At 48.6% G+C, this 26,298-nt stretch carries 30 protein-coding genes; 13 read left to right on the plus strand and 17 right to left on the minus strand.

What is annotated here, in order from left to right:
• Window positions 1–251 precede the first annotated feature (251 nt).
• Complete coding sequence (locus VN429_RS02405) at window positions 252–491, minus strand: MTH865 family protein (protein ID WP_325629400.1); 240 nt, start codon at window positions 489–491, stop codon at window positions 252–254.
• Window positions 492–675: 184 nt separating this feature from the next.
• On the opposite strand from VN429_RS02405, the gene VN429_RS02410 reads away from it, so the two are divergent.
• Together VN429_RS02410 and VN429_RS02415 are read left to right on the plus strand one after the other, a co-directional pair.
• Entirely contained in the window at window positions 676–2,070 is a 1,395-nt protein-coding gene (locus tag VN429_RS02410; protein ID WP_325629402.1) for a DHA2 family efflux MFS transporter permease subunit, read from the plus strand.
• Between the two features lie 4 nt (window positions 2,071–2,074).
• Window positions 2,075–2,434, plus strand: coding sequence for a hypothetical protein (locus tag VN429_RS02415; protein ID WP_325629404.1), 360 nt, complete (start codon window positions 2,075–2,077; stop codon window positions 2,432–2,434).
• A gap of 181 nt (window positions 2,435–2,615) precedes the next feature.
• Here the strand turns inward: VN429_RS02415 and VN429_RS02420 are convergent, their stop codons facing one another.
• The 8 genes from VN429_RS02420 to VN429_RS02455 form a co-directional block, all read right to left on the minus strand.
• Window positions 2,616–3,482 carry an ion transporter gene (locus VN429_RS02420; RefSeq protein ID WP_325629406.1) on the minus strand — a complete coding sequence of 289 codons (867 nt, stop codon included), beginning with the start codon at window positions 3,480–3,482 and terminating at the stop codon, window positions 2,616–2,618.
• Between the two features lie 90 nt (window positions 3,483–3,572).
• Window positions 3,573–4,058 carry a DUF6438 domain-containing protein gene (locus VN429_RS02425; protein WP_325629408.1) on the minus strand — a complete coding sequence of 162 codons (486 nt, stop codon included), beginning with the start codon at window positions 4,056–4,058 and terminating at the stop codon, window positions 3,573–3,575.
• Window positions 4,059–4,117: 59 nt separating this feature from the next.
• A complete protein-coding gene (locus VN429_RS02430; RefSeq protein WP_325629410.1) occupies window positions 4,118–4,819 on the minus strand; it encodes a tetratricopeptide repeat protein in 702 nt (233 codons plus the stop codon).
• A gap of 121 nt (window positions 4,820–4,940) precedes the next feature.
• Window positions 4,941–6,806 (minus strand): AMP-binding protein, encoded by a 1,866-nt coding sequence (locus tag VN429_RS02435; protein WP_325629412.1) that lies wholly within the window; start codon window positions 6,804–6,806, stop codon window positions 4,941–4,943.
• Window positions 6,807–6,961: 155 nt separating this feature from the next.
• A complete protein-coding gene (locus tag VN429_RS02440; protein WP_325629414.1) occupies window positions 6,962–7,207 on the minus strand; it encodes a 4Fe-4S binding protein in 246 nt (81 codons plus the stop codon).
• Window positions 7,204–7,734 (minus strand): 2-oxoacid:acceptor oxidoreductase family protein, encoded by a 531-nt coding sequence (locus tag VN429_RS02445; RefSeq protein WP_325629416.1) that lies wholly within the window; start codon window positions 7,732–7,734, stop codon window positions 7,204–7,206. The genes VN429_RS02440 and VN429_RS02445 overlap by 4 nt, the downstream gene beginning before the upstream one ends.
• Window positions 7,734–8,840 carry a pyruvate ferredoxin oxidoreductase gene (gene porA / locus VN429_RS02450; RefSeq protein WP_325629418.1) on the minus strand — a complete coding sequence of 369 codons (1,107 nt, stop codon included), beginning with the start codon at window positions 8,838–8,840 and terminating at the stop codon, window positions 7,734–7,736. The genes VN429_RS02445 and porA overlap by 1 nt, the downstream gene beginning before the upstream one ends.
• Complete coding sequence (locus VN429_RS02455; protein WP_325629420.1) at window positions 8,834–9,742, minus strand: thiamine pyrophosphate-dependent enzyme; 909 nt, start codon at window positions 9,740–9,742, stop codon at window positions 8,834–8,836. The genes porA and VN429_RS02455 overlap by 7 nt, the downstream gene beginning before the upstream one ends.
• 86 nt (window positions 9,743–9,828) lie before the next feature.
• Here VN429_RS02455 and VN429_RS02460 point away from each other — a divergent pair, with 86 nt between their 5' ends.
• Window positions 9,829–10,371, plus strand: coding sequence for a hypothetical protein (locus VN429_RS02460; RefSeq protein ID WP_325629422.1), 543 nt, complete (start codon window positions 9,829–9,831; stop codon window positions 10,369–10,371).
• Window positions 10,352–10,726 carry a hypothetical protein gene (locus VN429_RS02465; protein WP_325629424.1) on the plus strand — a complete coding sequence of 125 codons (375 nt, stop codon included), beginning with the start codon at window positions 10,352–10,354 and terminating at the stop codon, window positions 10,724–10,726. Before VN429_RS02460 ends, VN429_RS02465 begins: the two co-directional genes overlap by 20 nt.
• Here the strand turns inward: VN429_RS02465 and recQ are convergent.
• Window positions 10,708–12,546 carry a DNA helicase RecQ gene (gene recQ, locus VN429_RS02470; protein ID WP_325629426.1) on the minus strand — a complete coding sequence of 613 codons (1,839 nt, stop codon included), beginning with the start codon at window positions 12,544–12,546 and terminating at the stop codon, window positions 10,708–10,710. The two genes, VN429_RS02465 and recQ, sit on opposite strands and share 19 nt — an antisense overlap.
• A gap of 231 nt (window positions 12,547–12,777) precedes the next feature.
• Here recQ and VN429_RS02475 point away from each other — a divergent pair, with 231 nt between their 5' ends.
• Window positions 12,778–13,344, plus strand: a complete 567-nt coding sequence (locus tag VN429_RS02475; RefSeq protein WP_325629428.1) for a chemotaxis protein CheW — start codon at window positions 12,778–12,780, stop codon at window positions 13,342–13,344.
• 31 nt (window positions 13,345–13,375) lie between these two features.
• Here the strand turns inward: VN429_RS02475 and truA are convergent, their stop codons facing one another.
• Window positions 13,376–14,203: a tRNA pseudouridine(38-40) synthase TruA gene (gene truA, locus VN429_RS02480; protein WP_325629430.1), complete on the minus strand. Its 828-nt coding sequence runs from the start codon at window positions 14,201–14,203 to the stop codon at window positions 13,376–13,378.
• Window positions 14,170–14,835, minus strand: a complete 666-nt coding sequence (locus VN429_RS02485; RefSeq protein WP_325629467.1) for a PHP domain-containing protein — start codon at window positions 14,833–14,835, stop codon at window positions 14,170–14,172. The genes truA and VN429_RS02485 overlap by 34 nt, the downstream gene beginning before the upstream one ends.
• 44 nt (window positions 14,836–14,879) lie before the next feature.
• Here VN429_RS02485 and VN429_RS02490 point away from each other — a divergent pair, with 44 nt between their 5' ends.
• The 4 genes from VN429_RS02490 (at window position 14,880) to VN429_RS02505 (ending at window position 17,699) form a co-directional block, all read left to right on the plus strand.
• Window positions 14,880–16,292 (plus strand): dihydropteroate synthase-like protein, encoded by a 1,413-nt coding sequence (locus tag VN429_RS02490; protein WP_325629469.1) that lies wholly within the window; start codon window positions 14,880–14,882, stop codon window positions 16,290–16,292.
• A gap of 69 nt (window positions 16,293–16,361) precedes the next feature.
• Window positions 16,362–16,739: a Mov34/MPN/PAD-1 family protein gene (locus tag VN429_RS02495; RefSeq protein ID WP_325629432.1), complete on the plus strand. Its 378-nt coding sequence runs from the start codon at window positions 16,362–16,364 to the stop codon at window positions 16,737–16,739.
• A 1-nt stretch (window position 16,740) separates the two neighbouring features.
• On the plus strand, window positions 16,741–17,169 hold the full coding sequence (locus VN429_RS02500) for an FAD synthase family protein (RefSeq protein ID WP_325629471.1): 429 nt from the start codon (window positions 16,741–16,743) through the stop codon (window positions 17,167–17,169).
• A gap of 2 nt (window positions 17,170–17,171) precedes the next feature.
• Entirely contained in the window at window positions 17,172–17,699 is a 528-nt protein-coding gene (locus VN429_RS02505; protein ID WP_325629435.1) for a metal-dependent hydrolase, read from the plus strand.
• Here the strand turns inward: VN429_RS02505 and VN429_RS02510 are convergent.
• The gene (locus VN429_RS02510; protein WP_325629437.1) at window positions 17,667–18,536 is read right to left on the minus strand and encodes a nucleoside 2-deoxyribosyltransferase; all 870 of its coding nucleotides are present in this window, start codon (window positions 18,534–18,536) and stop codon (window positions 17,667–17,669) included. The genes VN429_RS02505 and VN429_RS02510 overlap by 33 nt on opposite strands.
• A 31-nt stretch (window positions 18,537–18,567) precedes the next feature.
• Here VN429_RS02510 and VN429_RS02515 point away from each other — a divergent pair, with 31 nt between their 5' ends.
• Together VN429_RS02515 and VN429_RS02520 are read left to right on the plus strand one after the other, a co-directional pair.
• Window positions 18,568–19,062 carry a DUF367 family protein gene (locus VN429_RS02515; RefSeq protein WP_325629439.1) on the plus strand — a complete coding sequence of 165 codons (495 nt, stop codon included), beginning with the start codon at window positions 18,568–18,570 and terminating at the stop codon, window positions 19,060–19,062.
• Between the two features lie 81 nt (window positions 19,063–19,143).
• A complete protein-coding gene (locus tag VN429_RS02520) occupies window positions 19,144–20,457 on the plus strand; it encodes a tetratricopeptide repeat protein (protein ID WP_325629441.1) in 1,314 nt (437 codons plus the stop codon).
• 17 nt (window positions 20,458–20,474) lie between these two features.
• On the opposite strand, the gene VN429_RS02525 is transcribed toward VN429_RS02520, so the two are convergent.
• Together VN429_RS02525 and VN429_RS02530 are read right to left on the minus strand one after the other, a co-directional pair.
• Entirely contained in the window at window positions 20,475–21,056 is a 582-nt protein-coding gene (locus VN429_RS02525) for a DJ-1/PfpI family protein (protein ID WP_181391712.1), read from the minus strand.
• 152 nt (window positions 21,057–21,208) lie between these two features.
• On the minus strand, window positions 21,209–22,300 hold the full coding sequence (locus VN429_RS02530; protein WP_325629445.1) for a hypothetical protein: 1,092 nt from the start codon (window positions 22,298–22,300) through the stop codon (window positions 21,209–21,211).
• 158 nt (window positions 22,301–22,458) lie between these two features.
• Between VN429_RS02530 and VN429_RS02535 the strand changes: the two genes are divergently transcribed.
• A complete protein-coding gene (locus VN429_RS02535; protein ID WP_325629448.1) occupies window positions 22,459–22,827 on the plus strand; it encodes a pentapeptide repeat-containing protein in 369 nt (122 codons plus the stop codon).
• Between the two features lie 2 nt (window positions 22,828–22,829).
• Here VN429_RS02535 and cofH read toward each other — a convergent pair whose 3' ends face one another.
• Together cofH and VN429_RS02545 are read right to left on the minus strand one after the other, a co-directional pair.
• Complete coding sequence (cofH, locus tag VN429_RS02540) at window positions 22,830–23,915, minus strand: 5-amino-6-(D-ribitylamino)uracil--L-tyrosine 4-hydroxyphenyl transferase CofH (protein ID WP_325629450.1); 1,086 nt, start codon at window positions 23,913–23,915, stop codon at window positions 22,830–22,832.
• A gap of 8 nt (window positions 23,916–23,923) precedes the next feature.
• Window positions 23,924–24,655: a S24/S26 family peptidase gene (locus tag VN429_RS02545; RefSeq protein WP_325629452.1), complete on the minus strand. Its 732-nt coding sequence runs from the start codon at window positions 24,653–24,655 to the stop codon at window positions 23,924–23,926.
• Window positions 24,656–24,868: 213 nt separating this feature from the next.
• Between VN429_RS02545 and VN429_RS02550 the strand changes: the two genes are divergently transcribed.
• Window positions 24,869–26,293: a DNA-directed DNA polymerase II small subunit gene (locus VN429_RS02550; protein WP_325629473.1), complete on the plus strand. Its 1,425-nt coding sequence runs from the start codon at window positions 24,869–24,871 to the stop codon at window positions 26,291–26,293.
• Window positions 26,294–26,298: the final 5 nt, after the last annotated feature.

Below are 26,298 nucleotides of genomic sequence, written 5' to 3' on the forward strand. Positions count from 1 at the left end.
ATCAAATATGTAGTGATAGAGGGGCGATACTAAAATGAAAACTAGAGGTATTTTGCTAAAATATACGATATAACTGGGTTTTGTTGAGAGGAGAATACCCGTGAATATCAATGATCAGATCCAGGCCTTATTTCATAAATAAAGCCTTAAAATCCGGATTCTAAATGCCAGTTTTCGTTGGTACCCATCCACATAGAGATCCCTTGGAAAGAATCTAAATCGCCGGCGGGTAATGGATTGCTAGCCCTTCCTCATATACCTGCGCGATCAAATATCAGACGAACCAGGTCTTCTGCTGAGTTTATTGGGAAGTCAGAAGGCTTAAGGAACTTTTCAAATAGTTCTCCAACATTGCATACAACCAACCCTCCAACAGTCATATTGCCAGCAGCACCTTTGGGAAGTCCGGAGTATACTGATTCTTTTGAAGTAACCGGGAATGAAACATTGCCAAGTGCCTCTATCCAGTGAGTGAAAAGTTCCTCTCTCATACCCATGAAGAGGGATCTACATAACAGGAAGAGAAATAACTTTCGAGATCCGAAATAACGAATTCAGTCTCAATAGGATGTAATCCATTCAAATGGATTTCAGGAAATGTCCTTACCCCTATCCTTTATCAACTTTGCAGAAAGGATCACTACTACTATGTCAGAATCAGACCCCTCATCCCATATGACCGGGAAAGAACTCCTGATCGTACTGGTGATCTCACTGGGATCATTCATGGCCGGCCTTGATGCAACCATTGTGAACATCGCACTTCCAAGTATAGCAAAAGCGTTCAATGTATCAACGGTGCTTGCATCCTGGGTATTGAATGCATATCTGATAATTCTTGTAAGTCTGCTTCTGGCGGCGGCAAAGATCGGAGATATTAAAGGATATAAAAAGGTCTTTGTAGCCGGATTCGTGATATTTACAATAGGATCCGCCCTTTGCGGAGTTGCAACCAGTGTGGATCTTCTGATCCTCTTCAGGATGATCCAGGCTGTGGGCGGTGCTATCATTGCTGCCCTCGGTTCAGTGATGGTGACCTCATACCTGGGTGAGAAGGTAAGGGGACAGGCACTCGGTCTCGTTGCAATGTTTACCATGCTTGGTGTAGCTCTCGGCCCGGTGATCGGGGGGTTTCTCACCAGTGCATTCTCCTGGCAGTACATCTTTTATGTGAATATTCCGGTTGGAATTCTTGCTATTCTTCTTGGTATCTCCGTTATACCAGCCCGTACGGCAGTATCCCCTTCTTCACGACTCGATACTCCGGGAGTTATTTTAATATTCATCGCCCTTGGATCCCTCATCATTGGACTGAACCAGATTCAGACACAGGATATCGGGACTGGTATTGAAGCCCTGGTTCTTTCAATTGTCTCATGGACTCTCCTGTACATCCGTGAAAAGAGGGCACTAGAGCCGCTTATCATTCTTTCAGTCTTTAAAAACCGTTCGTACACAGTTCAGAACATCAACATTCTCATCCTGCAGATGGGACTTGCAGGGGTTATGTTTCTCATGCCCTTCTATCTTGAGATTGTAAAAGAACTACCCACGGGAACATCAGGAGCCCTTCTGCTTTCACTTCCGGTTGGCAATATTTTGACCGCCCCGATAGCAGGAAAAATATCAGATGTCATCGGAACAAAGAAGCCAATTATAATTGGATTCATCATCATGATCCTTGCCCTCTTCTTTTTGTCAACCATATCTGTCTCAAGCCATACCGGTGAAGTAGCATTCTATCTGTTTATTCTCGGAGCCGGAGCAGGAATCGCCTTTGCTCCGCTTAATAGTGCGATAATGGGAGAATCAGCCGAGTCTGAACGGGGAATGACATCCGGTCTTCTCAGGATGATGACCAACCTTGGTTCTACCCTCGGAGTTACCGTCACTCTGCTTGTGGCAACTGCAACACTCGGTCCAAAAATGGCAGAGATGGCAGCTCATACTTTAAAACCGGCAGACCTTACGATAGCATTCGATTCTGCATTCCTGTTCGCAATGACGATTCAGATAATCGCTCTGGGACTCATGCTATTTGTCAGGAAATCCGGGGAGAGAGGAGTATAACTTTATGAGTTCACGTCCTGAAAAAAGACCTGACGCAGCCATCAGGGCAGAAATGCCTGCATCAGTATGGAGCAATCCGGCTGCCCCCATCATTCTGGGTATCATTGTGACAATATTTCTCTTTTTTTTGATAATCCTGTTAATGGGCATTATGCCATTTGATGCATTCAAAGGTGATGCCAAGGAGACAAAGAGAGTAGATGCTGCAGTATCCATGGAAGAAGAACAGGCCATGAACAGGATCAATACAACCAGATCGCTGTACCCAGACGAACCTCCTGTACAGCCTGACCCGATACTCAGTAAAATTGATGCTCCGTTCCAGGCAGAGGAGAATAAAGAAGAAGAACAGATGGATAGTTAGTCACTACCCTGATTGCAGTATCTTAAACTATCGTTGAGATCCAGAGCCCGGGTTCTCAAGAAGTCTGAAACCGGCCAGACATAAAACGGGGATCATGTGAGATTTTCAGAGGAACAAACTAAACCATTCTTTTTCGGGTGATTGAATAACACCCCTCCTGCTGATAGTTCATCTCCAAAGGTCATTCATCTCCGGAACGTAAACAATAAACCATTGATGTAAACTCTTCATACTCCTGATCAGAAATCTTCCCTTGATCACGCAACGATGTAAAATGTCTGATCAGACAGGCTGCTGAAGCCCGCTGTACCATAACCGGATCAGAGATTCTATTCTTTTCTTCGATAAACCCGGTGGCAAGAATGGCAGACGGGAGAGCAAGCACAAGCACACCGAGAAAAGTAAAAAAGGATCCAATGATCTTCCCGAGCGTAGTAACCGGATAGATATCCCCGTACCCGACTGTTGTAACCGTCATCGCCGACCACCACATAGCCGCGGGAATACTAGAAAATTTGTCAGGCTGAACAGGGTTTTCAATCAGATAAAGTATTGTTGACGAGAAGAGAACCACAAAGATCAGGATGAAGACCATGATGGCAAAGATCTCCCTCTTTCTAAAAAGTACCCGTTTCAGTTGAGCAAGTGACTGCGAATACCGGGAGTACCTACCAAGTTTGAATATTGAAAGCAACCTGAAGGTCCGGAGTATTGTCAGGTGCCTGTTGAATATGAATGGAAAAAAGACGGGAAGAATTGAGATGAGATCGATGAGCAGGTACAGGTGCATAGCATATCTGAAGCGGTCACCTACGATCCCTTTAAGATTTGCAGACGATGTACAAGACCAGATTCTGAGCAGATATTCAATGGTGAAGATGAAGAGGCAGAAGTTCATCACCGGGCCAAACAGAATTCTGTATTGCTTGTCAATGGAAGGGACGGTGATTAGAACGATTACCACTGCATTGAGAAGAACCACCAGAGCAAGGAACCATTGAATATTGAAGGCTACCCGATCTCCCGGACTCGGTTCATCAAGTATCACGTGTACCCGATTCTTTACCGTATTATATCGTTCTTTTAGCACCATTTCACTTGCTCCAATTAAATCTGCCCAGTAATCAGGATTGGTATCTCATATCTCCTCATGCATTTCTAAACCAGTTCCAGTCCACCTGGTGATCTGAACAACCTCATCAATGAGGTTCTCAAGAGCAGTCAGGTTTGCAGGTGCATGAGTGTCACCGTGATAATGTTCAATGTGTTTGGATATTGTTCCATTCTGAACCGTGATAACTGCACGTGGCATATCAGTCATATCCAGATTCACATACTCATCATTCATCTGGAAAAAACCCATCTCATTGCATGCATGAAGAAGATCTGCAAAACTGGATCTGTTCAGGGTGCCGGTCTGATTACCGATCTCTTTCACAAATTTTTCACCATGATAAAAGACAGTACCGTTCTCAAACAGGGTTACAAAGTAGACCGGGCAGGCTCCAAAGCACATGCCACGCTCAAGGGTAATGGAAGACTGCAGGGAAGACCCACTAGCGATACCAGCAAGAACCAGTGTAATTACAAAAACCAGAGCAGCAGATCGTATTCTGATTACCATGGTGCAGAATCTGTCTGCATGGTAAAAAAAGTATAACAGATCCTTAAGATCTTGATGGTCTATAGGGAACTTTTATTTCCAAATATCGGGCCTGTGCCTGATTTCAGGCTTGTCGCCTTTTTCTTAGCTGCATCAGCCTCATCCTTGAGACCAAGCCTGCTCTTTGCTTCTGCAAGATGGTTGTATATTGAAACCAGATCATCCATATTGCTCGATCCTGATCTGGTATACTCATTAATTGCTGTCTCAAGTGAATCAGCAGCCTCCTGATATTTGTTAAGTTCTAGAAGCACTCTTCCTTTTCCTGCATGGGCAACCCATGAACTTCCATCATCTGGTGCATAACTGATTGCCTTTTCATACGATTCAATCGAGGTAAGGGACCGGTTGAGCCCTTCAAGTGCAAGACCCCGGCCAACCCAGGCGTCAAATGATTCAGGTTTTTTCTGTATAGCATTCTCAAATGCACTTTTTGCATCTGCATAAGAGCCTGATGTCAGGAGTTTGTTACCACTGCTGATATACGAACTGTATGTTGGAATCCGGACCTGATCGCTAGTTGTGTTCGGTGGAAGATAGTAGTCAGGCATGATACTGGTATCCATCCGTTCTAAAATCCAGTTTGGAGCGCCCAATGGTGCACCGCCCGAATAGCCGTCTTCAGCACTGACCGGGATGGGAAGGAAGCAACAGACCACAACCACCACAAATGCTGGCAGGGCCCAGCAATAACCCTGCTGCGAAAGAGAGACCGATCTCATAGTACTCTCCTGAGGCTCATAACAAAGATGTTTTCCTGTGCTGGTGAACTGAATCAATCCGGAAAATGACTAGCAACAAATCAATCCTTTAAAATTGCCGGAACGCGCAAAAAGGAAAGGATTACCGATGCTTACCGTCCCTCTGCTCCTCTTCAAACCGCTTCATCTCAAGTTCACGGAGATCTTTCCGCTTGATCTTGCCTGAAATGGTCTTCGGGAGTTCGGTGACAAACTCGATCTTTCTCGGGTATTTATACGGTGCAGTTACTTCTTTGACATAATCCTGGATCTCTCGTGCCAGTTGTTCTGAAGGTTTGTAGCCCTCTTTCAGAACAACAAACGCCTTGACTACAAATCCACGGATGATATCAGGTGAGCCGACTACTGCCGTCTCTCCCACTGCCGGGTGCTCTATAAGTGAGTTTTCAACCTCGAAAGGACCGATACGGTATCCGGACGCCTTGATAACATCATCATCACGACCAACAAACCAGAAATACCCGTCCTCATCCATCATCGCACGGTCGCCAGAATAGTAAAACCCATTCCTGAAGGCATTCCTGTTGGCTTCATCGTTGTCGTGATACTCAAGGAACATACCAACAGGTTTTGGATTGACACTAATCGCGATTGAACCCTCTTCACCGGGTTTGACCGGCTTGTCATCCTCATCATGCAGTTCGATATGCCAGCCCGGAGAGGGTTTGCCCATGGAACCATACTTTGGCTGCATGCAAGGGAATGTCCCGACACAGAGAACAAGTTCGGTCTGGCCGTATCCTTCGTAAACCTCAAGGCCGGTCATATCCTTCCATGCCTTGATAACCTCCGGATTTATCATCTCGCCGGCACTGACACAGTGACGAAGTTCTGAGAAATCATACTTGCGAAGGTCAGCCATAACCAGCATCCGGTAGATCGTCGGTGGTGCACAAAAGGTGGTAATCCCATATCTCTCGATCAACGGGAGTAGTTCGGTTGCATTGAACTTACTTCGGTAATCATACACAAATATGGCAGAACCCTCGATCCACTGGCCAAAGAGTTTTCCCCATGCAGACTTTGCCCATCCGGTATCTGAAACCGTGAAGTGCAGATCGTTGCTTCGAAGGTCATGCCAGAACCTGGCGGTCACAATATGCCCGAGCGGATAGTCATGGGTATGCACAACCATCTTCGGCTCTCCGGTTGTCCCTGATGAGAAGAACATCACCATCGGGTCTGATGATCTTGTTTTCAGTAGTCCCTTCAGATTCACAATTCTGGAGGAGACCGGTGCAGGATAATCAAGCTCGGTCAGATATGAGATCCAACCCGGCCGTTGTGTATCATTGATCATCTTCACCTCTAGTGAGGGGCAGTGGGGAGCAGCTGCCTCAACCTTATCGGCATTCTCTTCAGAGGTGATGACCATCTTGACATCAGCAGCGTTAATTCTGTACTCGATATCCTTCTGGGTCAGCATCGTAGGGGCAGGAATGTAAATCGCACCAACTTTGATCAGGGCGATTGTCATGAACCACCATTCGGGAACCCTCGGAAGCATGATCAGGACCTTGTCGCCTTTGCCAATCTTGTACTTGATCAGCATATTGACTATCTGGTTTGATCTCCGGGAAATGTCACGGAAGGTGTAAAAGTGTTCTGCTCCCTGCTGGTTTGTCCAGACCATCGCAAGCTTGTTGCGATCCTTCTTTGCCCAGGCATCGATGACATCGAATCCGAAGTTGAAGTATTCGGGCACTTCTATCTTGAAGTTCCGGTACGTCTCTTCGTAATTCTGCATATTGTGCCTGACCGGTGCAGGCGAGTCATCGATGAGCGGGCCGGACTGGCCACAAGGATATATCCCAAACCCAGAGAGGCGTTTGAGCTGGCGGGTGCAGGCTTCAGTGATCCAGTCAGACCGTGATAACTGTCTGGCATTACACTCCTGGTCGATCCGCTTGGTCAGATCATCCTCCATCGTTATTGAGTACCGGACCATACTACCATGTGGTTCAGGTTTGGGGATAATAGTTTGGTGCAGTTTAAGAATTGTTTCGCACCAGCATATAACAGTTCAGAAAGAGCCAGATCTGATAAAATTACAGCATACCGGGAGATATTACAATCGAAGAAAAAGGATGAGAAAGAGTTCGATTATTCTCCTTCTCTGACCATGGTGATCGCTTTCTTCGGGCACTCATTCGCGCAAATACCGCAGCCTTTGCAGAAGACAAGATCGATCTGATAGTCATTGTCGATAACGCCATCAGGACAGTACATTGCACACATACCACAGGCATTACACCTGTCCCTGTCAACAACCGGACGGAATACACGCCAGGTTCCTGTTTTCCCGCAGGCCCCTTCAACCGGACGGGAAATTGCGAGTCTCTCTCTCATACCACCAGCTCCTCGTATGCCATCATGGCGGCTTTCAGGTTTCGTTCATCTGCAAACATCTCTGATATTGCTGCACGTGCGGACTCACGTGAGAAGAGACCCATTTTTGCAAGTGCTCCGATTACCGGAGTATTCAGGATTGGACTTCCGGCAACTACAAGATCAGTCTTCAGGGCTATACCGGTCAGGTCCACAGAGTATGTCTTGTATTCTGCAGCTGCCTTTGGAACTTCTGGCGCATTGATCAAAACTTTTCCATCAGGCTTGAGGCCATCAAAGACATTTACCAGATCAATAATCGAAGCATCTAGCACCACGACAAGATCCGGCTGGTGTATCTGCGAGTAGATCTTGATCGGTTTATCGTCAATCCTGATGAACGATACGATTGGGGCACCACGACGCTCTGCACCATAAAACGGGGCAGCTGTTGCATACTTGCCATCACGGAATGCTGCAAGTGCCATCAGCTTAGCTGCAGTTACACCACCCTGACCTCCCCGGGAGTGAAGTCTAATCTCATACATCAGATCTTCACCCCAAACCATTCTTCAGTGCCTATCTTCCTGTTCCTGACAAAGGAGGCGATATCATTGTAGGTTACCTCCTGTCCTCCAAGACCTGCTATAACATTGTAGCAGTCCTTCCCGGTCTTCGCCTTTATTGATCCGGCAAGGATACCGCCAAAGCCGAATGAGTAATTTCGATCAATGACCACAAGTTCGCGATCCCGGAGATCGAGTTCAGGGAATGGACGCATCCATCTCACCCGCATCGAGCCGGCCTTGATCCCTTCGTTCCTGAGGATATCAATAGCAACCTCGGCCTCTTTTCCAAGCGTTCCCATCGAGAGGATCAGAACTTCTGCATCCTCGCATCGGTAATCATCTGTCCAGGAGTACTTCCTGCCAAACCGCTTTGCAAAATCGGCTTCTGTTTCCTTGATCACCTCAACAGAGTCCCGCATGGAGCGTTCAATATCTGAACGGATCCTGACATAGTCTACCGACGATGTCATACATCCGTACCCTCCCGGATTCTCGGTATCGATCCTGTGATCAAGGACCAGCGGCGGTATGAAGTCCCCTACCTTGACTTCCTCAAGCTGCTGGGTGATATGGGAAAGAGCAAACCCATCCAGGTTCACCATCACCGGCAGATATACACGCCGATCTTCGGCGATCCGAAATGCCATCAGGGTTGCATCATAGGCTTCCTGTACGGTTGCCACATATACCTGAAGCCAGCCGGTGTCTCGTGCCTGTAGTGAATCGGTATGCTCAGCCCAGACATTCCAGCCCGGTCCGACAGCTCTGTTCACATTTGCCATCACTATAGGAAGTCGTGCTCCGGCCGCCCAGTTCACCATCTCGTGCATGTACAAAAGGCCGTGAGAACTGGTGGCAGTAAAAGTCCTGACTCCCGTGATGCTGGCACCGATACATGCAGCCATCGCCGAGTGTTCACTCTCGACCGGGATGTAACTGGCCTTCATGCTTCCCTTGGTTACAAAGTTCGCAATCTGCTCGACAATCTCGGTCTGCGGGGTGATGGGATAGGCAGCAACAACAGCGGTCCCGGCCTCCCGGACTGCCGCAGCAACCGCGTTGTTTCCGGTTGATATGGTCAGCATGTTCCTTCTGCCTCCAGTTTAAGCAGCCGAAGATTTCGCTCCATGGACTGGCGAATCTCGGTGATCTGTTCTGGTTTAAGTCCAGAGAACCTACCCTGCATCTTAAGGTAATCTTCGAGCGGTGCCGGCTTCATCATCGCGGCTTTGGTCTGACCCGAGAGGGTGAGAGTGTCATACTCACGCTCATACATAGCCCAGATACCGCTTCTGACTGCAAGTTTTCCTACTTCTATCGTTTTAGCAGCATCATACCGCCAGCCTGGAGGACAGGGAGCTAGCACATGCATAAACTTCGGCCCGTTGATAGAGAGTGCCTTCTCAACCTTCTTTACAAGATCCTGCGGGTAGGCACTGCAGCTGGTTGCCATGTATGGGAGATTGTGGGCTGCAATAATCCGGTCAAGATCTTTTTTGGGGTGTGGCTTGCCACCTGGTGTTGTTGTCGTCCTGGCACCAAGCGGAGTTGAACCTGATCGCTGCATCCCGGTGTTCCCGTACGCTTCATTATCATAACAGATGTACAGGAAGTTGGTTCCCCGTTCAAGGGCACCGGAGAGTGCCTGTATCCCGATATCAACCGTTCCTCCATCACCTGCGTAGGCAATAACATTCGTCTTCTTTCCCAGCTCTTCAAATGCTGCTGCCATTCCTGAAGCAACTGCTGCTGCAGAGGCAAACGCGACATTGTAAACAGGGATACCAAATGACGTATTCGGATACACACCCTGCAGCACCGAGGTGCAACAGGCCGGAACCACCAGTACGGTATCTGGACCTGCAGCCTTCAGGACATGCCTGAGGATCAGATCAGAACTGCATCCGGCACATGCCGAGGTGCATTTATGGATATATTCGGTGTCAGGAACCGTTGGCATGAGTCTCACTAGCCGTTTGTCTTTCATGATAAATAATGATAGTTTGATCAGAGTACCGCAAAAGGCCGGCACGCTGATACAGGGGGATATCCTAATACCGGATAGGGAACTGCATGACAGACAGACCTGACCCTGAGGGACCAAGCTCTGGAGGGCCAACAAAATGGAGAGACCTGGAGATGAGAAAGAGTAACCACATAACTCTGATACGGGTTCTGGTTCTGATCATCGTGATTGCCGGAATAGTGGGAGCGGCAGTTCTGACCATGCAGATAACTCCTGATCAGCTGGCAGCTCAAGATACACCATATCCTTATACAACGACGTACCAGGCATCACTCCCTGACAGTGAACGGGTGCATGTAGGCAGCCTTGATATCCTTGCCATGCAGACCGGGGACAGGATAGCACTTAAGATCGGCGATCACCGCGAGGAGATGGAGATGAATGAGACCAGGCAGATAGGACCGAGGGTCTTCTCAATACGGGTCTTTGGATCTCCTGTCTTTGACACAGGATATCAGGTAAATGTAACATGGACCGGTGTACAGAAAGACAGGGATATGTTCAGAATAGTGCTCAGGACAAGTAGACAGGTTCCGGAATGGCTGATGAACCGGATCATCCCAGGAACCATTGAAGCGAAACCGGCCTGATGAGGTAAAACCGGGAACTGGTTTATCAGTTTTCCTTGTTTTCTTCTTTACAATGGGAGCAGAAAAACGATCTGCAGTGACCTGGCCTGTCAGAATAAATCAGGCAGGAAAAAGCATCCCCTTCACCCTGCACCAGGAATGGGCACGCTTTCGGGTACCTGAACCGGAAGGTTCGATCAAACATCCGGGAACTATCCTTGTTGGAAACCCTGGCCTGGAACTTTTCTTTGGTAAGCGTGCATTCACAGGAAAACTTACCGTCAGAAGACTGGCTCCCGATATGGATGTATTGCCGCATGTTCATGCAGCATTTTCCACAGCCGGTACATGGACTGGTCATAATCTGGCCTTGTGAGCCTTCATCACTATGGTCTGGCGATGATCTGCATAGGCACAGATCGCCTCAAGAAACTGCTTTCCATACCGTGAAACCTTGTGTTCACCAACCCCGTACACGGTAAGCAGTTCTTCCCTCGTTCTGGGAAGGCGGGTCGCCATCTCCTTGAGAGTTCTGTTTGGAAAGATCTGAAATGGCGGGACATCCTCTTCATCAGCAATATTTTTCCTGATATCGCGAAGGATCTCAAAAAGATTTGCACTGTAAACCGGAGTCTCTTCTGCAACTGCTCCGGGTGCAAGTACTGCCTGGAAATCAGGCTCTCCGATCATCACCGGGATCTTTCCAGAAAGGGCATCCCGGGTTCGGTCATTTGACCTGACAACCGGGTATTTCGTGCCAGATGACGTGAGATATCCGCAGTAGATCAGTTCGCGGATCCAAAAGAGCCATTGCCTTTTGCGGTGGGGTTTACCAATGCCAAAACAGGGGATCTTCTCATGCCCATTCCCTATGACCTTCTCATCTGCTGTACCTGACAGGATATCCCCGAGGTAAGAAACCCCAAAACCACCCTCCAGCTCATCGACACAGGTCGCGATGGTCTGTAGAACCTGTTTCCCGTCTATGGTTTTTCTGCCTGAGGCACAGTTGTCACAACCCCCGCAGTTCGGCTCATTGTACCCCTCACCAAAATAAGTCAGGATAACCGCACGCCGACAAGCCCGGGTTTCACAGTATCCTATCATGTCGTGGAGTTTCCTGATCGCAACCTGTTTCTCAACCCCGTCGCCCATCTTATCAATCAGGAACGATATCTTCCGGTAATCTGCCCTACTGTAGAGGAGGAGGCATTCTGCAGGATCCCCATCCCTCCCTGCCCGACCTGTCTCCTGGTAATAGTGCTCCAGATTCTTGGGGAGATCATAGTGGATGACAAACCTGACATCAGGCTTGTTGATACCCATCCCAAACGCAATCGTAGCAACGATGATCCTGGTCTCATCACGAAGGAACCGGTCCTGAACAGCATGGCGTTCTACAGGAGGGATATCAGCATGGTATGCAGATGCAGCAAACCCATTCTTACGCAGGGTAGCAGTCAGGTCCTCAACCTGCCGCTTGGAAAAACAGTATATGATCCCTGACTCCCCGGCATGTTTCCTAAGAAATGAAACAACCCGAACATCAGGAGACTCTTTCTTTTCAATAAGGTACGAGATATTTGCCCGGTTAAAACTCCCGATAAACACAGCGGGGTTTGATAGTTTCAGTTCATTGATGATATCTGTCCTAACCGACGGAGTTGCTGTTGCCGTGAGTGCAATAACAGGAACATCAGGGAACGTCTCCTTGATAATGGCAAGCCGCCGGTACTCTGGTCTGAACTCATGCCCCCACTGCGAAATACAGTGTGCCTCATCAACAGCCACAAGGCTTGGATGAACCTCGGCGAGAAATTTCAGAAACGACGGTAGTATCAGCCGCTCAGGAGAAACATATAAAATCCGGAGAGTCCCTGCCCTGATTGCATCCTCAACCTCACGCTTTTGCCTGGAATCCTGGGTGCTGTTCATGAAAGCCGCCGGGATGCCAAGCTCTTTCAGGCCATCAACCTGATCCTTCATCAGGGCAATCAGCGGTGAGACGACTACACAGAGACCTTCTCTGATGAGAGCAGGTATCTGGTAACAGACCGATTTTCCCCCACCTGTAGCAATGACCGCAAGCACGTCATGTCCCTTGATCACCTCTCTGATGATCTCGCCCTGTTGTGGTCTGAATGAAGGGTATCCAAACCAGCGTTTAAGAACCATTTCGGGCGATGGGGCGATCATCTTCCATCATTATTCGTTTCCATGCCGGATAACTGCACGCCTGACCGGGACATGTTTACTTCTGCTTGTGGAATCAGAAGGACCACTATCGCGTCATTCACGGGTATCGCAGAAATAAATAAACGAAAGATTCATGATTCAACACCCAGATAAGGTTAGTTAAGAGACGGGGAGAAGGGTATCAGCAAGCCCTGACACCATGAAGCCCGGTATATCTGATGGAGGGAAAATATGGGCACATTTCTTGTAGATAGTGATTCAGAAGAGGTTCAACAGGAGAACATTGGAATTCCGCAGGTAAAGAAGCAGGTTAGAACGCGAACAAATACTACAGGAAATATGCGGGTTGTAGAGTTTATATTGGGGAATGAACTCTTTGCCATTGATCTTTTCGATACAAGGGAGGTTATCAACACCACCGAGATCACACCGCTGCCAAACACCCCTTCATTCATCAAGGGAATCATCGATCTCAGAGGTGTGATAACAACCATCATCGACCTGAAAGATATGATGAAGATCACAAAGGAGGCAGGGGACAAGAAGAAGTCACGAATCATTGTTCTGGATCAGGCTGTCTCTGAGAAGATGATCGGAGTCCTCGTAGACGATGTTCTGGCTGTCACCACCTATGCTGATGAGGACATCGACACCGATGCCCATGCTTCACAGAATTGCGAGCGCGATATTCTGGGAATTATCAGAAAGAAGACCAAGACCGCTGGCAAAGACAAGAGTGAACTTATCATCTGGCTTGATATCAAGACGATGATTGCAAAAGTAGAGCGGGATCTTTAACCCAACTTTTCTTGAAGCCATTTCTGATGCATCACTCATAACCCGGTGAGAGAATGCGATGGACTTTGGCCATGAGCTGATGATCTGCTGCTGCATCAGCATGGAGTTTGAATGTTCGTTTTAGCGGAGGGACCAGTTTCCATGGGAGCAGATCAGTTATCTCCCAGAGAATGAGCCCATCCGGTGGAGCGGGTTTCATCTTGTTGCTGCATCTACCGGTGAGCATCACTTCAAGTTCTTCAAGTGAAAGCAGACCTGAAGATACACGAGTAAGGGCTGCAGCCATGCACCGGACCATGTGCCAGAGATAACTCGGGGCTGTTACTTCTATCCAGCAGCAATCTTCCTCAACATGTACGTTTATCGTGGTGATACTCCTCATGGGATCTTTTCCTGGTTCAACACGTGCAAAGCAGGAGTAGTCGTGCTTTCCGAGGAATAACTCTGCAGCCTGTATCATCAAGGCAGGGTTTTCAGGCATCTCATGGAAGAAAAACCGGTAGGTCCTACTGATCACATCCCGGCGTGGGGAATACGAATCAGGGACCTCACAGAAAGCATCAACCCAGATATCAGGGGGAAGCTGGCCGGGGAGTGCACGCCTGGCACGATCCGGATATGGTGTCGAGAATGCAATAACCTGGCACCGGGCATGAACCCCACGATCAGTCCGGCCGGAGAATGCAAGCCTGCCTTCCCGGGTATCTGTAAACAGGCTAGCCCTGAAACAGGCCTGCCTGATCTCTCCTTCCACGGTCCGGTTATTTGGCTGGAACTGGGAACCGAAAAATGAGGTCCCAAGATAACCAATCCGAAAGGCAACCCTCACCTGGTTATTCTGCCTTTCAGTTTCCGCCATGAATTCCGAAGTGACTGTTTGGTATAGGTTCTGACAGGAGTCTTCCTGCCGCCGGGCTTTGTATTTCCGTTTCTGATGGCCTCAAGGATACCAGCAATACTGCGGTCTGACTCGATGAGTGTCCTGCCGTACCCAATATACCTGCAATTATGTGCATCGCTTCCAGCCACCATAGGTTTACCGAGTCTGCGGGCATAGCGAGCGGCTTTCCTGTTTGCTCCACCGAGGATATACCGGCTGTTGAAGACCTCAATAGCATCTACTGCCTTGAGGGCTTCTTTCTTTTTTAGGGCGACCCCATGCCGGTACCGATGAAATGGATGCGGAAGGATTGCAACCCCACCCATCTTATGAACCAGGGCGATTGTTTCAAGGACATCAAGACCTTTAGGAACCTCACCACTGACTCCGAGTGCAAGCAGATGACCCTGCCTGGTTGTCACTTCTACACCAGGTATTACCAGGACATCACAGGCTATTGAGGCTGCAATCCTGCAACCTTCTATGGTGTCATGATCCGTCAGTGCAATGGCATCGAGACCTGCTGCGCGTGCTGCTGCAAGAACCTCTTCAACCCGGCTCTCACCGTCTCCGGAACAGGATGTATGGACGTGAAGATCAGCAGTTAACATCACTACTACTATAGGTTATCTCCTGCAGTAATTAAGAAAGGATGATGCGGATACTCCTCCCAACCGGCAGGATCACCGAAGAGGTCGTCAGGAAAGCGGCGGCAGGATACGATGCTATGGTTGTAGTAACCGGTGAACTCGCATCATTTCTCACACCTCACCATCTCAGAACCCTGCTAGCTGATGGATCATATGACATGGTGATCACGTCAGGTATGTGCACAGCCTCTTTTCAGCAGGTCGAGGAGGAGACTGGTGTTCCGATCTACCGTGGACCACGCCATGCAGCAGATCTCTCATTGATTCTCAGGGTCATAAGCACAATAGAACTCTCCCGCGAGATTCCTGCAGATGATCTCCTTACATCATTACGACAAAAAGAGGCTGCAGACAGGGTAAAAATACTTGAAACCGAGGCAGCAGGAGATTTCTCAATCCGGGGAGTCAAAATTGGGAAAGGATCCCGGATGAAGGTCCTGGCCGAGATAATGGATGCTCACCGTTATCCTGATATCAGGAAGAAGGTAATCCGGTTTTTTGAGGATGGGGCTGATATCGTCGATCTCGGATTCGGGTTTGACGCAACAGCGGACGATGTCAGGAGGGTGTTTGACAGGATCTCTGATCTACCTGGCCCCCTGGCTGCAGACACCCAAAATCCTGAACTCATCAGGGCTGCACTCCCGAGAGCTGATCTGATACTCTCACTCCATGATGGAAATATCAATGAAGTGGGATCCGATATCGCAGCTGCCAAAGCAGCAGTGGTCATTGTCCCCCAGGAACGGACGATCGGGGAGATAATAAAGGAAGCAAAAAATCTGGGTATTACCCGACTCATCGCAGATCCCCTTTTGCAGCCCGCGGGATCGGGACTTACCAAGTCCCTTACCGGATTCTCAGAACCCGGCTGTCCTCTCTTTTTTGGAGCAGGAAATGTCACTGAACTGATTGATGCCGATTCCATCGGGGTTAATGCCCTTCTTGCAGCGATGGCCCATGAACTCCATGTTTCAGTTATCTTCTGCAGTGAACACAGCGACAAAACACAGGGTTCCATCATGGAGATGAGGAGGGCAACCGAGATGATGCTCCTCACCGGTGAACGCCCGTATCCCAAGGATCTTGGTGTAGATCTCTTCTGCATCAAAGAGAAACGAAGGAGACGAGAACCTCCTATGGAGTACTCCGGGATTGTCGAAGCCGAACAAATGCCCGATGAGATCCAGTATGATCCGCGCGGAAATTTCAGGATAGGGATCGAGGACGGATGGATCATCGCTGTCAGGAACGGATCGGCAGTCAGAGGGAAACGATGGCAGGATGTATTCTATACCCTTCTAAAGCAGGACGCAATATCACTCCTTGATCATGCCGGGTATCTGGGACGTGAACTCTACAAGGCAGAACTTGCGATAAAGTTTGGACGGAGCTTTGAACAGGATGGTCCATTCTGATCTGAAACCGGGGATCAATCAATGAATGATGAAGTCCAACATCTTTTCCTTCAGGTATATGGATAATTCATGAATATCAGAGGAATCTCAGCAGATACCCTTTCCCTGCTACTTATCATGGGGCAGGAATCACACCCCCGGGAGTTTGCAGCACTTCTGTCCACAGAAGATGGTGTGATCCGGAACGTGGATATTATCCCCGGTACTATTGGGGGATCAACGAGTGCTTCGGTTCTGTTTGAGATGATCCCACTCAATGTGGGATATATCGGGAGCGCACACAGTCATCCAAGCGGAGCCATACGACCGTCAGAAGCAGATATTGCATTCTTCTCACGGACCGGTTCCTGCCATATCATCGTCGGGCACCCCTATGGTCAGGATGACTGGAGGTGTTTCCACGCTGACGGGACTAGTATTGATCTCGAGGTAATACCGGATGAGTAGTATCCGTCGGGTAGTAGCAACCGGAACATTCGACATTCTCCACCCCGGGCATCTCTGGTACCTCAGTGAGTCAGCACGTCTCGGGACTGAACTCTGGGTCATCGTCGCCAGGGACGAGAATGTGAAACATAAACCCAGACCGATTATTCCTGAAGAACAGAGGGTGATCATGGTTGGCGCCCTGAAAGGGGTCTTTAAAGCAGTACTTGGCGATCAGCATGACATGTTCAGGCCTATTGAAGAGATAAAACCCGACATCATCACACTCGGGTTCAACCAGCACTTTCAGGAGAACCGTCTTCGTGACTCCCTGAGCGAACGAGGTCTGAAGACCGAGATCATCAGAATCAGCGAATACGCAGGAACCCCTTTTACGAGTTCACGTAGAATTGCAGAGGAGATCAGACGACGTGCAGTGTCTGATAACTGATCATGCTGATAGCCTGCCATCTCTTTTTCGGAGCAGCAGCTGGACTGCTCCTTCAAAACCGGTTTAAATCATGGTACATTCTCCCGGCCTGCATACTGGGATCTGTTCTCCCTGATCTTATTGACAAACCACTTGGGTACATCATCTTCCCATCAATAGGAGACGGGAGACTAATCGCCCATTCACTAATAGGACTCACAATAATCCTTTTGATCACAGCTGCTCTCTTTAGGGACAGGTTTCTGATATTTGCCCTTGGAATTGGTATCCTGACCCATCAGATCCTGGATGAGATGTGGAAGATACCGGTGAACTGGTTTTACCCCTTGCTCGGGCCGTTCCCTGTTTATCAGATGGAGAACTATTTTGGCTGGGGCTTTATACGTGAACTGACAACACCGTCGGAGTACCTCTTTGCGCTCGGAGTACTGTTTCTTCTGATTAACAGATCACAAAATAGTCTCATCAGAGAGAGGGCAGGGATCCTTTCAGGTGCATCAGCTCTCCTGCTCCTTTGTACCGGGAGATGAACAGGAAACCGGTATAGGGCAGGGAAGAGCATCACGCAGCTCTTCCAGGTTATGGGTTACCACTGCTGATCTCTCAAGCATGAGATTTACGTGCTCAGTGGCACCGACTATCCTGAAATCGGTCCTGACAGCAATGACAGGAACTTCTTTCGCAAAGGCATAACCCATCTCCCAGGATGTTCCAGAGTCTGCGTCAGCTCCGTCAATCACTGCAACAACGATATCCGATGTTTCAAGGGCCGAGAGATTCCGAGAAAAGATCTCTAGATGCGCATCCATTCCCCGTGATGCCGATGAATCTCCGATCTCCTGGGGGAGATACACATCATATGCATTGGACCGAAGATATTGTGCAAGTCTGATATTCCAGGTGCGTTCAGCTTCAGAGAAGAGCGGACCTGCCAGGTAAATCCTGCTCATTGCTACAGTATAAACATCGTACGCAGGGATCTCCGGAAACCGGTCCAGGAAGACACCCCTCCCTGCTTCCCGGCCAGCCGGAGATCTCCAGTTTTTATTCACCCCACATGTGGGTGACGAATCGACCCCGACAATGGCGTAGGGTTCTCCGAGATCTGCAATCATGGATCTGACCTCCCATTCCATCTGATCAAGAAGGTGCCTGTAATCGGGTGTATCAAGCCTCTCAGAGAATGTGGCAGGGCTCCTGCCGGCTCCCAGGTACAGGATCTCGGGACAGGGAAGGAATCGCACATCAATTCCATAAGACCTGCACCGGGAGAGAGCCTGATCAAATGCCAGGATATCGCGTTCATGGGTAATTCCTGATGCCCGCAGACCTGGTTCCCTGATACAGGGGCAGAAGAGAAGGTACATTATTATCTCATATCACGTGCAGTCATGATAGATGATACCGCTCCTTGCATACCGGGACAACACCTGTGATCCGAAGAAATGCACGATGAAGAAACTGGAGCGGGCAGGAATGGTCAAAATATTCTCTCGCTTAACCCATGTCCCCCGCAGCAGCCTCATCCTGGATCCTACAGCAGAACAGGCACTATCCCCTGCAGACAGAGAACGAACACGGACTATTACCGCTCTTGATTGTTCATGGGCAGTGCTTGATACCAGTATCGTACGTAACTGGAGGTTCAGGCGGGCTCTTCCATTTCTCCTCGCTGCAAACCCGGTGAACTTTGGCAAACCCTTTAAACTAACCTCAATTGAAGCGATGGCAGCTGGCCTGTGCATACTTGGCGAGGAGGAGCAGGCACGGGAGATCCTTGGAAAAGTATCCTGGGGGATCAGATTCATCGAGTTGAATCAGGAGCCGCTCGACGCATATGCACAAGCGACTGACAGTACTGATGTGATAAAAATACAGGGAGAATTTTTCTGAACTTGTCACCGGTTTTTGCCAGATATAAGTTTTTATCCCAGTAGAATAATGTAAAAGTGCAGGATCGCCACACTCATAATTATGGGAATCAGAGACTGGCTGGGAGGATCTGATGCCACCCCGGCAGATGGTTACTGTCAGAAAGGAGAGAACCAACTTGCCAAAGAGAAGTTTGAGGCAGCCATCCAAACCTTCAACCGTGGCCTTGAATTAGACAGAGGAAACTCGAGATGCTGGAACGGGATGGGTAAGGCATTTTTAGGGCTTGAACGCTATGACAGGGCTGATGAATGTTTCACCCGGGCACTTGAGATAGAGCCTGAGTACGTTGAGGCAATCACCAACAGGGCCAAAGCACTCAGAGGTCTCGCAAAAAAGACACAGGATGCCCTAAAATGCCTCGAAGCGATCGAACTGTCCAATAGGGCACTGGTACTACATCCTGAGTACCCTGCTGCATATCACGAGAAGGGAATGGCACTCTGGACCCTGGGAAAGAGGGACGAGGCTGTTGAATTATTTGATAAGGCTAAAAAATTTGATTCCTCTTACTCGTACCCCTGGGATCTGAAAGGCAGGTATCTCTATGACCTGAGAAAATATCACGAGTCTATTGAGGCTTATGATCATGCAATAAAGGTCAGACCCCAGGACCCGGATATTCTCTATGGGATGGGTCGCTCACTCATGAAGATCGGCGCCTACCAACATGCAATATCATATTTCAAACGATGTATCAAGGAACGCCCTGACTTTGCCCCTGCATGGCTTCTTACAGGAAACGCGTACAAAATTCTCCATAAATATGATGAAGCAATCGAGGCATACGAGACCGCGATGGAACGCGATCCTGGTAGTACAAAATACCGTAAAAATATCGCAGATGTATACTTTGTGATGGGAAATCAGGCATTATACAAGGAGGGAAAACATCAGGAGGCGATTCAATATCTTGACCAGACACTCAAAATAATCCCAAGACACATCAATGCCTGGTTCTCAAAAGGGGTTGCATATAGGAAACTTGGTGCATACCGGAACGCTACCACCTGTTTCCTGCGGGTGGTTGAGATAGATCAAAACAATTCACATGCATACTATGAGATGGCACAGCTCCTTGAACGGGGAGACAACCTTGAAGAAGCGGTCAGATGCTACCTCGAAGCGATCCGGAGTGATCCTTCACACACCGATGCGATGTACAAACTAGGAAATCTGCTCATTGATGTCGGAGAGTATAAAAGTGCAATCCAGTACTTTGATCAGATCATCGATAAGAAACCGGATTCATCTGTTGCGTGGTATGCCAAAGGGAAAGCACTTGCCAAGAACGGGCAGGACCGGGACGCTGAACGATGTTTTGAGCGTGCAGGAAAGCTCGCGGCCACACCATAACCTGAAACCAACAGATATCAGATGTCAAACCCGAGCTTGTTCGGGGCAGGGACCACCTGTGGCCCGTTGAACTCAGGGTTCCCAAGAATATATTCGATGATGAGTTCTGCAAACCGTTTGCCGTCATCGGGATTTCTGGCTGTAACTATCCGGTCAAGAAATACTACCGGCTTATCCTCAAACTTTACATCAGCCTTCATCATCTCCCTGATGGGAGGACCATTGATAACAGTTGCAGGTCGCTTTTTCAGGATGCCTGCCCTGGCAAGCACCACCGGGGATGTGCTGATGGCACCTAACACTTTGCGGTGTAATCTGAAGATCTTGACGAGTTCGAGCAGATCCTTACTGTTCCAGAAGTGGGCCTGACCACCGTGGCCACCAAGTATTGCCATAGCGTCATACTCTGATTCCTTATGCAGAATTACATCCTCAAAACTCAGCGGGACATAGACCCTTCCCCCAAGGGTCCCCTTCGCGTATCCTGCCTGGTTTGATGCGAACTCATATTCTGCTTTGTTATGATCAAACACCGCAATGACCAGGGATAACTCCTTGTCATGATAGCCGGTAGGAGGAACAGCGATCAGGATCTTCATAAAAAGGTAGTAAAGAGTTGTATTCCGGATGGTATAGCAATACTGGTGACTGGATATCTTATTGGTTGCAAAAAAACGGCATGATGATTCCCATCAGGCCCAACTTATGAAAATGCATAGCATTTTCATGACAAATGTTGGTATCTGGTCGCCTATGACCAGTATGTTCCTCCCCAGTAATCATGAAGTGTTCCTTCTGAATCAAGTTGTGGACCGAGAGGGACCTCATCAAACTTGGGGAATTCGGGAATTGTAGTCGTACTGTTTACACCTGCAACCTTATCCCTGAACAGGTTTAGGGCAACCTGGGCCTGTTCATAATAACTCTTTGACTTGCCATAAGGAACCCTGCCATCTGTGGCTGATACAATATTCGTCCTCTCTGTCAGGTAGTTGTTGTAGTATTCCCTGGCCTGGGAGATGTAGTAGAGAAATGCATCGATGTAATTTGCAGTGTCATAGAACTCAGCGGGAACATTTTTGGAAGTGAGCGATACGTAGGTGGACTTGGCTCTTGAAACATCGTCTCCCATGATGAAATAATACCCTTTCGACTTACCATTGCGGTCAGACTGATTCAGGGGGATACTATCGATATTGTCTTCAATCCATCGGGATATCGTGGTATTTATCTCGTCTGTCTGGTATGGTTTTGAGGGATCCGGTTTTCTGTGTTCCATGAGGATCGGATATTGCAAACCTTCAAGGACAGTTCCCATTCCGATATCATCATCAGGGAAAGTATCACCCACTGCCGGAAGTTTATAAATAGTTACCTTTGGATATGAGGCTGCAATGAGTTTCCACCAAATCAAAGCAGTCTCGTAGTAGATCTTTGCAAGATCGTAGAATTCGGTACCTGTTGTAGTGGAGGCAACAGAGTTTTTCGTATCATGATAATTCTCATACGCTTCTCCTGCTTTCACCGAGTAATACAGATATGCAAGTGTTGCTTTAGCCTCATCAAACCTTTCAGGGCTTATTTTCATTCCCTTCATAGAAGAATACGCACTATTCACTTTCATTTGCTGACTTCCGAGAGGAACTGTGCCATTTGACATTGATTTTATAACCGGTGCAGCAATAGAGAAGAACTGGTCATCCTGTGATGCCGCACCTTCAGGAGCTATCTGAAGAGTATCAGGCATCGGTTCAAGGACCAGATCAGCAGCCGATACAACTGCCGGAAGGCCGACCAGCAATATACCAAGCATCAACATAATCGAGAATAAAAGCCGTGTCATTACTCAGAGGATCAGGACACCCAGCTGATAAACTTTTGGTCGACCTGAAAGAAGATCATGATATACTCATCATGGTTGCTGAAACTGACAATCTTCACGATACATGACAAAACTGCTATACCCCGGAAATGTCAAATTATCTCTACTGGTTGGTGTAGATGGCTGACGAAGAACAGGTGAAGGCTATCAAGGAAGGGGTGGATGTGTGGAATAAATGGAAAGAACTCAACCCCCGCAAAAGACCCGATCTCCGTGGTGCCCAACTGAGCGGTCTTAACCTTGAAGGGATCAACCTGAATGGTGCACGACTTGATGAGGCCGATTTTGAGTTCTCGATTCTTCGAAAGGCAAATTTTGCTGGAGCAAGCCTAGTAAAGGCAAACTTAAGCAACACGGACCTGAGCGAAGCTGTTCTTATCAATGCAAATCTCACCGGAGCACGGCTCACCAATATCAAGACAACCCGCGCTGACTTCCGAGGGGCTAACCTGACCGGGGCTGATGTAAGGCAGGTAAAAAGAGGGTAAGGTTATTTCAGGATCTTATAGAGTGTTGAACGCTCTTTGAGTTCCCGTCCGATATCTGCACAGACGTGCGCCATTTCTTCAGGTTCAAAGATATCAGATAGATCTGCACCGGCATCGCCGGTAACATCATCGATGTACATGGTGCCTGATAGATCATCTGCTCCGGCAAGCAAACCCAACTGACTCATTTTTATTCCGATTTTTGGCCACGACACCTGAATGTGATCAATGTTATCCAGATATAACCGGCAGACCGCAGTTGTCACCAGATCGTCTCTTCCTGTCGGACCAAACCGGATAGTTCCTTTTTGATGAAGAGGGGTTCTGCTATGAATGTAGGAGAGGAGTACCATCTCAGAGAAACCACCTGTGTCATCCTGAATGCACCGGATCAGGTCAAGATGTGCAGCCCTTTCCTCTGGAGTCTCAGTTGATCCATACATAATCGTTGCAGAACTGGTGAGTCCGAGGTTGTGAGCCTCCCTGATGATCTCCTCCCACCTCGCTGTTCTCACTTTAGCCGGGCAGATGACATCCCTGACTTCATCAACCAGGACTTCAGCTGCAGTGCCCTGCAGACTTCCAAGCCCACCGTCTTTGAGGGATGTAATGACTTCAGCAGGCGTAAGGTTGTCTTTCCTTGCAATCCAGTCAACCTCATCAGGAGAGTATGCATGAATATGAACATCAGGAAAGACCTCATGAGCCCATTCCAGAAACGAGAGATAATTCTTAAGTCTGAAATCGGGATGGACACCAGACAGGAAACAGATTTCGGTGACACCACGTGCTTTCGCTTCGCGAACCTGTGCCTGAACCTCATCCTTGCCGAATAGATACGCATCAGAATCGCTCTTTTTTCTCCCAAACCCACAAAACCCGCAGAGGTTCTTACAGATGTTGGTGATATGCACATTCTGGTTGCGCACAAAAGTGACAGTGTTTCCTACCTTCTTCTCCCGCATCTCATCCGCTGCAGCAAAAAGATGGTAGAGATCCCTCCCGGTCACTGACAGAAGAAACGCACCTTCTTCAGGTGTAAGCCGATGACCAGCAAGCGTGTCTGAAAGGAGTGTCTGTAGTTTCATGATCCTCGTTACTTCTTCTTTGTCTGGGTCTTATTCTGGGAACCGGAGTTCTTGCGCCGGGTATAGAGTTCCTGAAGGATCATAAGTGCGATTACTATGACTATGACTGGTCCGATATTCAGAGGCAGATATCCGACATACGGTACTGAATAAACCGCCTTGCCAACGATCCACTCCTTCTTTACCGGCTGGATGGCTGAACCCGTTCCCCGGTAGTTATCTCCAAATCCTGTCTGATCAATAACCGGGTTATTATCTCCCTTTGTGATATATCCGGCATGGGGAGCAACGTACTGCTTCGTCTCTACCTGGCCGCTCGCCTTGTTCATCTCACGGTATGTGATATTTGTCGGCCCGGCTTCAACCCAATAAAGGGCACGATGAATAATCGGATGAAGGTCAGTATTCCCGTTCGGATGGTAAATAATGACATCACCGGGCATGCTGTATTTCTGGTACCCTGAAACATTACCTTCAGCCATGCTCTGAAGGGGCCCGAGCCGGTCCGCAGCAACCACCAGAACGAGATCGCCGACATTCATATGGGGGACCATACTTTCTGATTCGATGGTGACAATGGCAGGCCAGGTCCCACAACCCAGAAAGAGGATAGCTACGATGATGCCAACAGTAACCAGAACAGAGGCGATTTCACGGACTGCAGATGGGATCTGCTCCTCACTTTTCCAGAAATCTGAAATTACAGTTTTTATTGGCTTTTTTTCGGACTTTGCTGCCATAGTGTAAGTATGTAGGTTCCATCTGAGAAATATTAATACTGAACTGCCGGACACTGTTCATCTGTAACCTTTCAGGATGGGAAAACATCAGGACAACGGCGTCTCAAAATCTTGATCCCATTTCAAAACCCATCTATAGTACCGTGAGTCTGTCTTCAAAGCCTGGTTCTGTTCAGCTGACCAGTTCACTGCTACATTCCCGGAGGGAGCCCTATTAACTCATCCGCCATTGTAGAGAGGTTTCTGGACTGCCGGCTTCAGGTTCATCCCGATGTGGTCAGGTACATCAGGGAGCAAAACGATGACAGTCTCATCGAAAGAATCATCTCTTCGCTCCCGCGTGATTGTCTGGTAGTTTCAGGCCGCCACCTGCCAGGGACTAAACCGGCAAGAGACGGTGTGCGGTTTCTGGGAGATCCATCCCTTGAGGTTATAGCAGGAAGAAAAGGCACCTGCAGACCGGCTGGAAGAGTGGAGGATTATGTCGCATACTTTCATGACCGGTATACCAGACTCTCTGGGATGGTCAGGGGAAGATGCAGCCCGATCCCAATCGAGGCATTGAAGAGGAATTCGCGGTACAAATCTGAAGAGTTTGCCATCACCGGGATGGTGGTCGAGGCCAGGAGCACGGGAAAAGGACATCGCCTGATAGAGATAGAGGATCCCACCGGATTCATCAGTGTTCTCTTCAACAAGGACCGCGATGACTTTGAAGAGGCAGAGAAGATCGTGCCTGACGAGGTGATCGGGGTCAGGGGTACCCTCTCACCAGAGGGTTCTCTCATGTTCTCAGATCAACTCTTCAGACCTGATATCCCATTCACCTACTCACCATACCTGAGTGATAAACCCGGGTATGCTGCACTGATATCTGATATTCACGTCGGGTCTGATACCTTTCTTGAGGATGCCTGGAAACGGTTTTCTGACTGGCTGAAAGAGAGTGATATCTCGTACCTGCTGGTAGCCGGAGACCTGGTGGATGGGATCGGTATCTACCCGGGACAAGACAAGGAGCTGACAATACCTAATATCTACGGGCAATACGAAGCGCTTGGAAAGATGCTCTCTCAGCTCCCGTCACATCTCAAGATAGTACTTGCACCAGGGAACCACGATGTGGTACGGGGAGCCGAGCCACAACCTGTGATTCCTGAAAAGTTCATTGGATCATTTCCACCGAATTGTATCTGGGTCGAGAATCCCGCTCTTGTCAACCTTCAGGGGGTCAGGATTCTCATGTACCATGGGAGATCATTTGATGACCTCATCGGTGTGATACCTGGTGCCAGTTACGAGAAGGCTCATGATGTGATCCCTGAGATGCTTAAGCGGCGTCACCTCGCTCCGTGTTATGGAAAAAGAACCCCCATAGCAGCAGATACTGTCGATAGACTCATCATTGATCCAATCCCAGAAGTGGTTCACTGTGGCCATGTCCACATCACCGGGATCACCCGGTACCGGGGAGTGCTCGCAATCAATGCAGGAACCTGGCAGAGCCAGACCGCATTTCAGAAGCAGATGAATATCCAGCCGACACCAGCACAGGCAGTCATCCTAAACCTGCAGACTCTCAAACCCGAGATCTACGACTTCAGCGAAGGGACACCTGACCCGATGATAGCCAACTGATGCAG

The organism is Methanospirillum sp. (assembly GCF_035560735.1).
In the GTDB taxonomy this organism is placed as follows: Archaea; Halobacteriota; Methanomicrobia; order Methanomicrobiales; family Methanospirillaceae; genus Methanospirillum.

Coding starts and splice junctions, on each gene's coding strand:
- VN429_RS02510 (WP_325629437.1), bottom strand. CDS start 18,536: ATGTACCTTCTCTTCTGCCCCTGTATCAGGGAACCAGGTCTGCGGGCA.
- VN429_RS02490 (WP_325629469.1), top strand. CDS start 14,880: ATGCGGATACTCCTCCCAACCGGCAGGATCACCGAAGAGGTCGTCAGG.
- VN429_RS02455 (WP_325629420.1), bottom strand. CDS start 9,742: ATGAAAGACAAACGGCTAGTGAGACTCATGCCAACGGTTCCTGACACC.
- VN429_RS02475 (WP_325629428.1), top strand. CDS start 12,778: ATGGGCACATTTCTTGTAGATAGTGATTCAGAAGAGGTTCAACAGGAG.
- VN429_RS02405 (WP_325629400.1), bottom strand. CDS start 491: ATGAGAGAGGAACTTTTCACTCACTGGATAGAGGCACTTGGCAATGTT.
- truA (WP_325629430.1), bottom strand. CDS start 14,203: ATGGCGGAAACTGAAAGGCAGAATAACCAGGTGAGGGTTGCCTTTCGG.
- VN429_RS02525 (WP_181391712.1), bottom strand. CDS start 21,056: ATGAAGATCCTGATCGCTGTTCCTCCTACCGGCTATCATGACAAGGAG.
- VN429_RS02545 (WP_325629452.1), bottom strand. CDS start 24,655: ATGGCAGCAAAGTCCGAAAAAAAGCCAATAAAAACTGTAATTTCAGAT.
- VN429_RS02425 (WP_325629408.1), bottom strand. CDS start 4,058: ATGGTAATCAGAATACGATCTGCTGCTCTGGTTTTTGTAATTACACTG.
- VN429_RS02535 (WP_325629448.1), top strand. CDS start 22,459: ATGGCTGACGAAGAACAGGTGAAGGCTATCAAGGAAGGGGTGGATGTG.
- VN429_RS02485 (WP_325629467.1), bottom strand. CDS start 14,835: ATGTTAACTGCTGATCTTCACGTCCATACATCCTGTTCCGGAGACGGT.
- VN429_RS02495 (WP_325629432.1), top strand. CDS start 16,362: ATGAATATCAGAGGAATCTCAGCAGATACCCTTTCCCTGCTACTTATC.
- recQ (WP_325629426.1), bottom strand. CDS start 12,546: ATGATCGCCCCATCGCCCGAAATGGTTCTTAAACGCTGGTTTGGATAC.
- VN429_RS02430 (WP_325629410.1), bottom strand. CDS start 4,819: ATGAGATCGGTCTCTCTTTCGCAGCAGGGTTATTGCTGGGCCCTGCCA.
- VN429_RS02435 (WP_325629412.1), bottom strand. CDS start 6,806: ATGGTCCGGTACTCAATAACGATGGAGGATGATCTGACCAAGCGGATC.
- VN429_RS02440 (WP_325629414.1), bottom strand. CDS start 7,207: ATGAGAGAGAGACTCGCAATTTCCCGTCCGGTTGAAGGGGCCTGCGGG.
- porA (WP_325629418.1), bottom strand. CDS start 8,840: ATGCTGACCATATCAACCGGAAACAACGCGGTTGCTGCGGCAGTCCGG.
- VN429_RS02445 (WP_325629416.1), bottom strand. CDS start 7,734: ATGTATGAGATTAGACTTCACTCCCGGGGAGGTCAGGGTGGTGTAACT.
- VN429_RS02530 (WP_325629445.1), bottom strand. CDS start 22,300: ATGACACGGCTTTTATTCTCGATTATGTTGATGCTTGGTATATTGCTG.
- VN429_RS02415 (WP_325629404.1), top strand. CDS start 2,075: ATGAGTTCACGTCCTGAAAAAAGACCTGACGCAGCCATCAGGGCAGAA.
- VN429_RS02520 (WP_325629441.1), top strand. CDS start 19,144: ATGGGAATCAGAGACTGGCTGGGAGGATCTGATGCCACCCCGGCAGAT.
- VN429_RS02410 (WP_325629402.1), top strand. CDS start 676: ATGACCGGGAAAGAACTCCTGATCGTACTGGTGATCTCACTGGGATCA.
- VN429_RS02460 (WP_325629422.1), top strand. CDS start 9,829: ATGACAGACAGACCTGACCCTGAGGGACCAAGCTCTGGAGGGCCAACA.
- VN429_RS02515 (WP_325629439.1), top strand. CDS start 18,568: ATGATACCGCTCCTTGCATACCGGGACAACACCTGTGATCCGAAGAAA.
- cofH (WP_325629450.1), bottom strand. CDS start 23,915: ATGAAACTACAGACACTCCTTTCAGACACGCTTGCTGGTCATCGGCTT.
- VN429_RS02505 (WP_325629435.1), top strand. CDS start 17,172: ATGCTGATAGCCTGCCATCTCTTTTTCGGAGCAGCAGCTGGACTGCTC.